This is a genomic window from Frankia sp. CcWB3, assembly GCF_977927595.1.
Genome location: NZ_CDWRCK010000162.1, coordinates 1 through 9,827, shown reverse-complemented (window position 1 = coordinate 9,827; position 9,827 = coordinate 1). Strand labels below are relative to the sequence as shown.

Here is a 9,827-nt window from a genome sequence, read left to right as displayed (position 1 = left end):
CGCCCGACCTCGCCCGTCAACTACTTTAAGTAGTCAAAAGTCGCCCACGGGCCGAGGGATGGCTACCCGCCCGCCCGCCTCTCACCCGGACCGGCCGCCGCCACGGACCCCCTACGCAGCGAAAAACCAGCAGGACAACCGGGGTGCGAAGGGCCTTCGGCCCGCCCGGTCAGCCCGGCCGGCCGGCCGAGCGGGCCGCCGACGTCGCGCGACGGGAACTTCAACGCACACTCGCCGTAGTTGGGAAGGACTAGTGTTTACCCACCCCGTCCAAGTGGACTAGTCTCACGCCGACGTCACGACAACACCGGGCCGAACGCCGAGTCCTGCCCCCGGCCCCGGTGTCCCCTCCGAGTCGTCATCAGGGGCAGGAGCGGGGGACCCACCTCCACCGGCCGGCACCGATCCGCGGTATCGACCTAGGGGTGAAGCTCGACGCGTGAAGGTCACGCGAGAGCCGGGCAGCCCAGCCCGAACCCGACAGCTCACTTCGCAGGCGTACGGGAAGGAATACACCGTTGTCCGCGCAAAGCGTGCAGCTCGACGAAGAAACGCGAGGCGCCGGTGGCGGCCGTCATCGCGCACCCTCCGCGCCCCCGGCCGCCCGCAGCCGGGCCCGGGCCCGGGCCCGGGCCTTCGCCGCCGTGACCACCGGGACCGTCGCGGTCTCCGGAGTGGCTCTCGCCGGCTGCGCCACCGACATCAACGCCGACGCAGCGAAGGACGAGCAGCCGAACACCGCTCCGATCATCCTCGCCGCGCAGATCGGCTCCCATGCCGCCCTGGGCGGCAGCATCGCGGCGGCGGCGGTCAGCACCCACGGCTCCACCTCCCTGCTCGGCTCGGCGGGCGGTGTCAACGTCCCGCCCTTGACCGGCAAGGTTCAGGTCGGTCTCCGGGTGACCAACCCCGAGGTGACCGTCAACGCGGACCAGCCGATCGACATCGGCTTTTCGCTCTACAACGAGCAGACCCACGAACCACTGGCGAACCAGCTGGTCAAGGTGCAAGTGAAGCTCCCCACCGGGTGGGCCACCTTCAAGCACCTTTACACTAACGCCCAAGGCTACACTTCCTACACGGCCCGGGTGCTCACCACCACGAACGTCACCGCGGTCTTCGACGGCACGGACGCCCTGCAGTCCGCCCGCTCGGCGAACGACGCCACCCTGCGCGTACGGCCGGCACCCATCCCCCAGCCCGTCCGCAACGCCGCCTGGTCGGATCTCCTTGCGACAGGGGACGCCGCGGGCCAGACGTCGGTTCCGGTCCCGTCGAGCTCCCTCGGGGAGAAGGCCGTCTACCTGGCCTCCCTGCAGGCCGGCAAGCCCTACGTCTACGGTGCGGAGGGCCCGAGCTCGTTCGACTGCTCCGGCCTCATCCAGTACATCTTCAAGCAACTCGGCAGGAGCGTGCCGCGGACGACCGACGCCCAGTTCGCCGCCGCCACCCGGGTGTCGCAATACAACAAGCAGCCCGGCGACCTGATCTTCTTCGGGACACCCGGGAACATCTACCACGCCGGCATCTACGCGGGTGACGGCATGATGTGGGTGGCGCCGCGCACCGGCGACGTCATGTCGCTCAAGAAGATCTATACCACCTCCTACTACGTCGGTCGGATCCTCTAGCAGCCGGTCGGAGCCGGCGCACCGCCCTCATGCCGACGCAACGGCTCATCCGGCTCCGGTGGATCGCCTTCGCGGCTGGCGGACCGCACGAGCCCTGCCGGTCCACCAGCGGCCGGCTACCGGGCCTCCCCTCCGGGCACCGACCCGAAGCCGTGAAAGCCGAGCCCGGGACTCCCACCCACCGGCGAAGCCGCGGACAGACCAGCAAGCGGGCCCTGTCACCGCCCGACAACCCGCCTACATGGTTCCTTTCCAGCTATCCGGACGGGCCCTCCTTCCGGTGGGACGGACGTCAGATCTCCCCCCCATCTGACGTCCGTCCGGCCGGAAGGCCCCCGATTCCGCCGGCCTTCCCTCGGATCCCCCCCATCCGCACGGGAAGGCCGGCGGGCCTCGGACCCCCGGCCGACCAGGTTCGCCGATGCCGCTACCCCCCTCCCGGCGGCATCGGCGGACTTCAGCCTTCAGTCTCTGCCCGGTGCGGGAAACAGCCCGGCCCGCTCGCTGGCGCCGCGGTCAGGCCCCCAGCCGGTGACCGGACGAGAACTTCCACAGGGCCTCGCTGACCTTCCGGATCCCAGGAGGCCTCCGGGGCCCGGCCCTCCGGGACACGGTCCTGGCAGTTCGGCCCGGGCTCCGGGTCGAACTGCCCGACGACGCCGACCGCGGCGAATTCCGGCTTACCCGGGGCGCAGGCAGCGGCCAGGGCCAGCCGGGCACCCTCGCCGATCCCCCACACGTAGACCCGGTCCGGATCCACCTTGGTCCGTTCCGTGGAGACGAAGCGGACCACGTCGCGCAGATAGCGCACGTCCGCCCCCTCGGGTCCGTCGATCCGCCACGTGCCGCCCACGGCTTCCGGGAAGGCCACCGCGAAGTCGCGGGAGTTCGCGAGCTTGCCGGCGTCACTCTGCCGGTCGAGTGACTTCGCGTCCGCGTTGTCATCGTGCAGGATCAACACCAGCGGAAGCGGGTTGGCGGGATCGGACGGGGCCTGGACGAGCAGCTCACGGCCCGCCGACGCGTAGTCGCCGGGCAGGCTGACCCGCTGGGTCCTCGGGCGGTCACGGGTCCCGAGGTAGCCCCAGGCAACCACGATCACGACACCGACGATGAGCACGGTTCTCTTGTTTTTGCCCCACCATCCGGCGAGGGGATTCGACACCACGATCCAACCGAACCACACCGCCGGCCGGGAAACGCCGCAAACCTGGTAGCAGATGACGACAAGACCTGAGTCAGACCAGGTCTGTCCGCCTTGTCCCCCCAAACTTTGCCCCCCCAAAAAAAACGCCAGGGGACGCGTCAGGTGACGGCCAACGCGCGGCGCCGGGCCTGGCGCAGCACCTCCACCTCGCGGGGCGCGCCCAACGGCGGCAGCGGACCGTGGACCCAGCTCAGCAGGAGATCGGCGAGGGCGGGGTTCTGCGCGAGCACCGGCCCGTGCAGGTAGGTGCCGATGACCCGGCCATCCACAATGCCGTCCGTTCCGCCGTCACCGTCACCGGTCCCAAGCCGGACCGTACCGAGCGGGATGCCGTTCGCGCCGGGCAACCGCCTCGTCCGCCCGGCGTGATTCTCATACCCGTACAGGGTGGGCAGGCCGAGCCGTGCGTCCGGTTCCACCACGATGTCCCCGACCGCGCGCGGCGGCGGCGCGTCCGACGGGCCGAAGGAGCGACGGGTCTCCACGCCGACGAGATTCAGCCCCTCGTGGATCTCCCCACCGGACGGGAAGGTCGCGCCGATCACCTGGTAGCCGGCACACACGGCGAGCACCGCCGCTCCCGAGCTCACCGCTCGCCGGATCGCCCGGTTCTGCCGGATGCCGTCCGCCGCGAGGACCTGCGGTGCGTCCTCACCCCCGCCGAGCAGGTAGATATCACAGCTCTCGGGCACCGCCGACCCCGCGGGAACGTTCACCACCTCGACCGGCAGACCACGCCAGCACAGGCGCTGGGACAGCACGATCGCGTTACCGCCATCACCGTAGGTACCGAGCAGCTCGGGGTAGATCAGCGCGATCCTGGTTACCGAGCCGCCCGTCATCGCGTGGATCCCCTCATTGCGTCACCAACCTCACCGCGTACACAACCTCGCCGCGTACACAACCTTGCCGCGTGGACCTCACCGCGTGGACCTCACCAGCAGATCGCGAAACGCCGTGTAGTTGGCGACGACGTCGACCACCTTCTCGTTGGCGGCCAGGGCCGCGTCCTCCGCGCTGGCATACACGCTGTGCGGCACCTCCGCATAGGCCAGCCGCACGCTCATGTCCTCCTTACGCTCCCCGGTGACCAGCACCTGCCGGCCGGCGAGCCGTTCGAACGGCACGTCCCAGATCCAGGACGGATCCCGCCCGTCAGCGGTCTGGGAGTTGAAGTCGATGACGACAGGCCGCGGCGGCGCGTCCGCCAACAGCTCCATCATCTCCACCCAGCCGGCGGGGTTCTTCGCCAGCAGCAGCCGGCCTCGGTGGCCCTCCTCGCCGAGCGCCACCTCCTGATAGCGACCCTGCACATCGCCCAGGCCGGTCATGGCCGCAAGCGCATCCTCGATCTCGACGCCGAACTCCCGGGCCGCGGCGGCGGCCATCGCCGCGTTACCGAGGTTCACCCGTCCGGGCAGATCGAGCCGGGCCGCGATGGTGCGGCCGTACCAGAGCAGTTCCCGGGAGCCGGTGACCGCGACGATCGGCTCGGGCCTGGCCAGCCCGCACTCGGACCACCAGCCACTGCTGTTGCGGTACAGCAGCCGGGCGCACTGCGGGCAGACCATCGCGTCCGCCGTCCAGTTCTGCCCCGCCGACACCCAGACCTGCCGGTGCCAGCCCGCCGCAGCCCAGGCCACCAGGGGATCATCGACGTTCGCGACCACCGTCGTGTCGCGCAGCTCCGAACCGAGCTCACGCCACATGGCGGCGATGCGCCGCGTCTCGTTGGACCGGTCGAGCTGGTCGCGGCTGATGTTCAGCAGCAGGACCACCCGCGGCGAGATCTCCCTGGCCACCTTCGGCAGCCAGATCTCGTCCACCTCGAGAGCCGCCGCCGCGTCGAACGGCGGCCGGGACAGCGCGGCCAGCACCCCGGGCGCCATGTTCGCCCCGCCGCTGTTCGACTTGACCGGCCCCAGGGTGCCCAGGGCCCGGGCAAGCAGCCGCGTGGTGGTGGTCTTGCCGTTGGTGCCCGACACGCAGGCGGTCATCCGGTGGGAGCCGACCTCTGCGAGCGCCCCCGGGGACACCCGCAGCGCGAGCTTGCCACCGATCATCTCGCCGGAACCACGGCCGAGCCGGCGTGACGCCTCGGCCGCCAGACGTTCAACGGCGAGCGCGGCCTGGGTCCTGGCGGTGAACCGGCGGGGGATTGATGTCGTCATCGCGGTTTCTACAGTGCCACGACGGCACCGGGCGGCGAAGCCCGCCCCGTCTTCCGTTCCGATAGATCCCGGTCCAGTCCCCGGTCATCGGCCCGGTACCACCCGGTAGCGCCCCCGGACGGGGGTTTGTTCCGGCCGGACATTACCTCACGTGAGCTGGCGTTACCCATAATCCGTCAGGGAAGGTGTCGACCGGACCACCGTGGCGGAATCGACGCGGCATCGCGGTAGAACTCACCCGACGGGGTGAACCGGAATACCCACGGCCGCCCCCACAGGTGAGAATCACAGGTGGAACACGGCTGGTCGGCGCGGGTGCGCCGGTTCGGCCACCGGGGGCCGCGCCGGGCGGGCATTCCGGACCGGCACGGCCGGCCCGGGTCCGCCGCGCGGTTGCAGAAGGGACGTGAGGGCGCACAGTGACCACGAAGGCAATCGCGATCACGCAGGTACACGGCCACTGGTCGGTGCACGATCTCGACCCGACCGACGCCGACGACCTCGACGCCCTCACCGACATGATGCGGGATCTGGGTGACGGCCCCGTCATCGCCTTCATCGAGGAGGACGACGAGTACCTCGCGGTGGTCTGCGTGCGTCCCGACGACCCGGATCCGCAGGTCTTCCTCTCTGATCGCCGGGTCCTGGTGACCTCCGATCTCGCCGAACGCCTGTTCGCCGACGCGCTGCCCTCGATGGCGGGGCTGATCACCGCGGACGACGAGGATGACGCGTCCGCCGTCGCCCATGCCGCCCCCGTGGGCGATCTCGATCTACTCGGCGATCTGGGCACCCCCGCGGAGGCGTTGTTGGAACTGATCGGCGAGGAGGGGATGCTGCCGGGCGATGTGATCAGCGCGCTCAGCGAACGGGCCGGGGCGGGGGAGATCCTCGACGACGCACGTGGCTGAGCTCACCGGTCCGGCTGATCCGGGATGACCGATCCCGACGAGTACCCCCGGGCGGGCGCTCCCGCCCGGCTGAGCGGTCCGCCCGGACCAGACCGCTTCCACGAGGCGATGGGGCTCGCCCTGCGCGAGGCCCGCCTGGCCCCGGACCACGCCGATGTCCCGGTGGGTGCCCTGGTGGTGACCGAGGACGGCACGGTGCTCGGACTCGGGCACAACGAGCGGGAACGCGGCGCCGATCCCACCGCCCACGCCGAAATGATCGCCCTGCGGGCGGCCGCGCGCCGGACGGGTTCCTGGCGGCTACCGGGAGCCACCCTCGTGGTCACGCTGGAGCCCTGCACCATGTGCGCGGGGGCCCTCGTGCTCGCCCGGGTGGACCGCCTCGTCTACGGTGCGGTCGACGAGAAGGCCGGGGCGGTCGGCTCGCTCTGGGACGTGGTGCGGGACCGGCGGCTCAATCATCGACCCGAGGTGGTTGCCGGGATTCGCGCCGGCGAGTGCGGCGCGCTCCTGGCGGAGTTCTTCGCCGCGCGCCGACGCCCGGCGGGGCGCTAGCCGGCACACCGCCGCCACGCTCGCCCGGTTCGGGACGACGGGACGACGGGGTGCCGTCTCGGCGCCGTCGGACCCCTACACACCCCGGCGAACCGGACTCTCGCGACGTCCGGTAGGCTAATCCACGGTGGAGTCGCCTAGTGGCCGAGGGCGCACGCCTCGAAAGCGTGTGAGGGGGCAACCCCTCCGTGGGTTCAAATCCCACCTCCACCGCCCTATCGGTACGTCTCGCTATTCGCGTGCTGCCCAGCATCCGCGTGCTGCCCAGCCGGCCAACCAGCCACGATGCTCCCGCACCCGGCTCGCTCGAGCAGCGGCTGGCTGGGCCCGCACAGCGGTCCCGGAGGATCAAGCCCGGGCAGACGTCGACTTGCAGTCGCCGCGGAGCGTGAAATAGTAAACGCGGAAAGTAATTTACTACTGACCATGACGCCCGCGGATGGATACCCGCGGGCGTTTCCATCAGCTGCACGACCGGCGAGTCGGAGGCAATGGCATGGCGAGAATCGTTATTTTTGGTGCCGGTGGTCAGATCGGGCGCCGTATCACCGACGAGGCGATTCGACGGGGGCATGCGGTCACCGGTGTCGAGCTCGACGCGGCCCGGGTGAAGAAACTTCCCAAGAAAGCGAACGGCGTGGTCGGCGACGTCACGTCCCGCGATTCCGTTCAGCGGCTGGCGCAGGATGCGGACGCCGTCATCGTGGCGATCGGCGGCGCGGACCGCCCGGTGCACGCGAACGCTGCCCGCACGCTCGTTGACGTCCTGCCGCGCATCGGCGAGCCGGCGCCGAGCATCCTCCACGTCTCCAGCGGGGGGACCCTGGAGGACGAGAACGGTCAGCGTCTCGTAGACACCCCGGGCTTCCCGGCCGCCGAGCGCAAGGACGCTCTTGACCAGGCCGACGCGCTCGACGTCTACCGCGGCGCCCGGAACGTACGGTGGGCCGCCATCACCCCGCCGCCGCAGAACGTGGGCCAGGGAAAGCCCCGGGGAGGGTACCGCACCGGCAATGACCGGCCGGTGGTGGACGCCCAGGGCAACACGGGCATCTCCCTGGAGGATCTCGCCGTCGCGGCCCTCGACGAGATCGAGAAGCCGCGGCACCGCAACCGGCGGTTCAGCGTCGGCAACTGAGCCACGCGCCCGGGCGGGCGGCACGGGTCGGACCCACCCGCGCCGCTCCGGGCGGCACGCCCCGTACCCCGGACCGGCGGGGAGACCGAACCGGCGGGGAGACCGAACAGGCGGGAAGACCGGACGGCGGGGAGAGGGAGCTCATCGTGGCGAGGATCAGGCCATCGTGGCGAGGATCGCGCCGATGTCGTCGACGGTGGTCCGCGGGTTGACGATGGCGAACCGGGCGACGGTCTCGCCCTCGTGCACGGTGGGCGGAACGAACGCGAAACCGTCCCGCAGCAGGTTCTCGCTCCACCGCCGGTAGTCCGCGGCCTGCCAACCCAGCCGACGGAACACCACGATCGACAGCTGCGGTTCCCGCACCAGCTCGAGGTGAGGCAGCGCGGCGATCTGGAGCACGGCCGCCCGGGCGGTCGCCAGCGTGGACTCAATGGCCTGGCCGTAGGCCAAGGTGCCATGCGTCGCCAGCGAGAACCAGAACGGCAGCCCGCGGGCCCGCCGGGACAGCCCGATGGCATAGTCCGACGGGTTCCAGGCCCCCGCCGAATCCAGGACCTCGAGGTAGCCGGCCCGCTGCGGGCCGTGCGCCGCCCGGGCCACCGCCGGATCGCGATACACCAGCGCGCAGGCGTCGAACGGCGCGAACAGCCACTTGTGTGGATCGACGATGAACGAGTCGGTCTCGGCGATCCCGTCGAAGAGAGAGCGGGTCGATGCGGCGGCGAGCGCGGCCAGCCCGTAGGCGCCGTCCACATGCACCCACAGCCCGCGGGCCTGACAGACATCCACCACCCCGCGGATGTCGTCGACGGTGCCGAACTGAGTGGTCCCGGCAGTCGCCACCACCGCGAACACGCCGTCGACGGCCTCGGCGCCGCCCTGCTCGGCGAGCCGGTCCAACGCCTCGGCCAACAGCGGGCCGGTCAGCCGTCCGGCGTCATCCGTCGGCACGACGACGACCTCGGCGTCGAGCACCGTGGCGGCCTGGTAGAGGGAGGAGTGCGCCTCGGCACCGCAGACGAACCGCCATCGCGGTGGAATCGGCCGACCGGCGGCGGTCAACCGACTCCGGGCGGCATGCCGGGCGGCGGCCAGCGCCGACAGGTTGCCGACGGTGCCCCCCGGTACGAACAGCCCACCGGCGCAGGCGGGGAAGCCCGCGAGGTCCGACAGCCATCGCAGCGCCTCGTTCTCCGCGAAGACCGCGCCCGCGCCCTCCATCCAGCTGCCCGCGTAGATGGACGACGCCCCGACCACCAGATCGAACAACACAGCCGCCTTGGTCGGGGCGGCCGGGATGAAAGCAAGATTGCGGGGATGATCCGTCGAGATGCAGGCGCGGGACAGCTTCTCGTCGAACACCTCGAGGACGCGACGGCCACCGATGCCCTCGGCGGTGATCGTGGATCCCACCGCTGCCGCCAACTCGTCCCGTGACAATGGCGCGTCCAGCGGTACCGGATCGAATCCGAGCCGGACGCGAGCAAAGTCACAGATCGCGCGGACGAGATCGGCAGTCTGCCCGTCAAACCGATGCACAGGCGGAGTCTAGGGTCGGCCATGCCCGGACATCGGGTAGCTCACCCCGCCGCAACATCGGCGTTTCCGGGTCAACCCCGAGTTCACACCGGATCGTCGCGGACCGTCACAAGCCGCCCGGGTCGGGGGGATCTCCCGCGACCCGGGGGACGACGCGAGGCTACGCGTCCTGCTTGCCGCGCTGACGACGGAAGAGGAACCCGCCACCAATCAGGGCAACCAACAGAACAATTACTCCGACACGCTTCACAACAAACCTCCACGATGAGGACCCGGCCTACGGGACGACATGCCCGGGCGTCCATCCATATACCCCATGGACGCCGCGGAAGGTGCCCAGACCCGCCGTCCCGGGGGACGAGCGGCCGACACATCCTCATGTCATCGAAACCGAGCATGCCATGAAGTGGTCCCAGGCGTGCAACCGGACCGCCGGACAAGCCGACGCGTCCTACGACAGCGCGATGGACACGTGTCGTACCGCGGGGCAATCTTCACGCGACCCGGCGTTTGGACGGTGCTTTCACAGTCGCCCTCATCGCACCCGTTCGGTGACAAGGGCGGCGAGGGCGTCGGCGCCTAGAATGTTCCTGAGGATGTGCACGGCGAATCCCGGGGGCGATGGTGGCACGAGTTTTCGTCAGCCATGCGGGCGCCGACGCGGAGCTGGCC

Annotated in this window: 8 protein-coding genes, 1 tRNA gene and 1 riboswitch; of the genes, 5 read left to right on the top strand and 4 right to left on the bottom strand. The window is 70.6% G+C overall.

The genetic code is table 11. From position 1 onward, the window contains the following. Positions 1–338: 338 nt before the first annotated feature. A riboswitch (cyclic di-AMP (ydaO/yuaA leader) is annotated at positions 339–513 on the top strand. Positions 514–518: 5 nt separating this feature from the next. Continuing rightward, positions 519–1,631 carry a C40 family peptidase gene (locus ACY5KJ_RS13230; protein WP_462203468.1) on the top strand — a complete coding sequence of 371 codons (1,113 nt, stop codon included), beginning with the start codon at positions 519–521 and terminating at the stop codon, positions 1,629–1,631. A gap of 457 nt (positions 1,632–2,088) precedes the next feature. Here ACY5KJ_RS13230 and ACY5KJ_RS13225 read toward each other — a convergent pair whose 3' ends face one another. The 3 genes from ACY5KJ_RS13225 to ACY5KJ_RS13215 all read right to left on the bottom strand — a co-directional run bounded on the left by ACY5KJ_RS13225 (position 2,089) and on the right by ACY5KJ_RS13215 (position 5,009). Next, on the bottom strand, positions 2,089–2,751 hold the full coding sequence (locus ACY5KJ_RS13225; RefSeq protein WP_462203467.1) for a plasmid partitioning protein: 663 nt from the start codon (positions 2,749–2,751) through the stop codon (positions 2,089–2,091). Positions 2,752–2,936: 185 nt separating this feature from the next. Beyond that, complete coding sequence (locus ACY5KJ_RS13220; protein WP_462203466.1) at positions 2,937–3,680, bottom strand: type 1 glutamine amidotransferase; 744 nt, start codon at positions 3,678–3,680, stop codon at positions 2,937–2,939. Positions 3,681–3,758: 78 nt separating this feature from the next. Then, on the bottom strand, positions 3,759–5,009 hold the full coding sequence (locus ACY5KJ_RS13215) for a MurT ligase domain-containing protein (RefSeq protein ID WP_462187571.1): 1,251 nt from the start codon (positions 5,007–5,009) through the stop codon (positions 3,759–3,761). A 419-nt stretch (positions 5,010–5,428) separates the two neighbouring features. Here ACY5KJ_RS13215 and ACY5KJ_RS13210 point away from each other — a divergent pair, with 419 nt between their 5' ends. From ACY5KJ_RS13210 to ACY5KJ_RS13195, 4 genes are all read left to right on the top strand, one after another. Then, positions 5,429–5,920, top strand: coding sequence for a tRNA adenosine deaminase-associated protein (locus ACY5KJ_RS13210; protein ID WP_462187572.1), 492 nt, complete (start codon positions 5,429–5,431; stop codon positions 5,918–5,920). 108 nt (positions 5,921–6,028) lie between these two features. Beyond that, positions 6,029–6,475, top strand: a complete 447-nt coding sequence (gene tadA, locus ACY5KJ_RS13205) for a tRNA adenosine(34) deaminase TadA (RefSeq protein WP_462187576.1) — start codon at positions 6,029–6,031, stop codon at positions 6,473–6,475. Between the two features lie 126 nt (positions 6,476–6,601). Continuing rightward, positions 6,602–6,688, top strand: a tRNA-Ser gene (locus ACY5KJ_RS13200). A gap of 283 nt (positions 6,689–6,971) precedes the next feature. Then, complete coding sequence (locus ACY5KJ_RS13195; protein WP_462203465.1) at positions 6,972–7,613, top strand: NAD(P)-dependent oxidoreductase; 642 nt, start codon at positions 6,972–6,974, stop codon at positions 7,611–7,613. A 156-nt stretch (positions 7,614–7,769) separates the two neighbouring features. Here the strand turns inward: ACY5KJ_RS13195 and ACY5KJ_RS13190 are convergent, their stop codons facing one another. Continuing rightward, entirely contained in the window at positions 7,770–9,155 is a 1,386-nt protein-coding gene (locus ACY5KJ_RS13190) for a pyridoxal phosphate-dependent decarboxylase family protein (protein WP_462187574.1), read from the bottom strand. Positions 9,156–9,827 lie beyond the last annotated feature (672 nt).

Bases quoted from the DNA above. Each gene is read 5' to 3' on its own strand.
- ACY5KJ_RS13220 (WP_462203466.1), bottom strand. From the start codon at position 3,680: ATGACGGGCGGCTCGGTAACCAGGATCGCGCTGATCTACCCCGAGCTG.
- tadA (WP_462187576.1), top strand. From the start codon at position 6,029: ATGGGGCTCGCCCTGCGCGAGGCCCGCCTGGCCCCGGACCACGCCGAT.
- ACY5KJ_RS13195 (WP_462203465.1), top strand. From the start codon at position 6,972: ATGGCGAGAATCGTTATTTTTGGTGCCGGTGGTCAGATCGGGCGCCGT.
- ACY5KJ_RS13215 (WP_462187571.1), bottom strand. From the start codon at position 5,009: ATGACGACATCAATCCCCCGCCGGTTCACCGCCAGGACCCAGGCCGCG.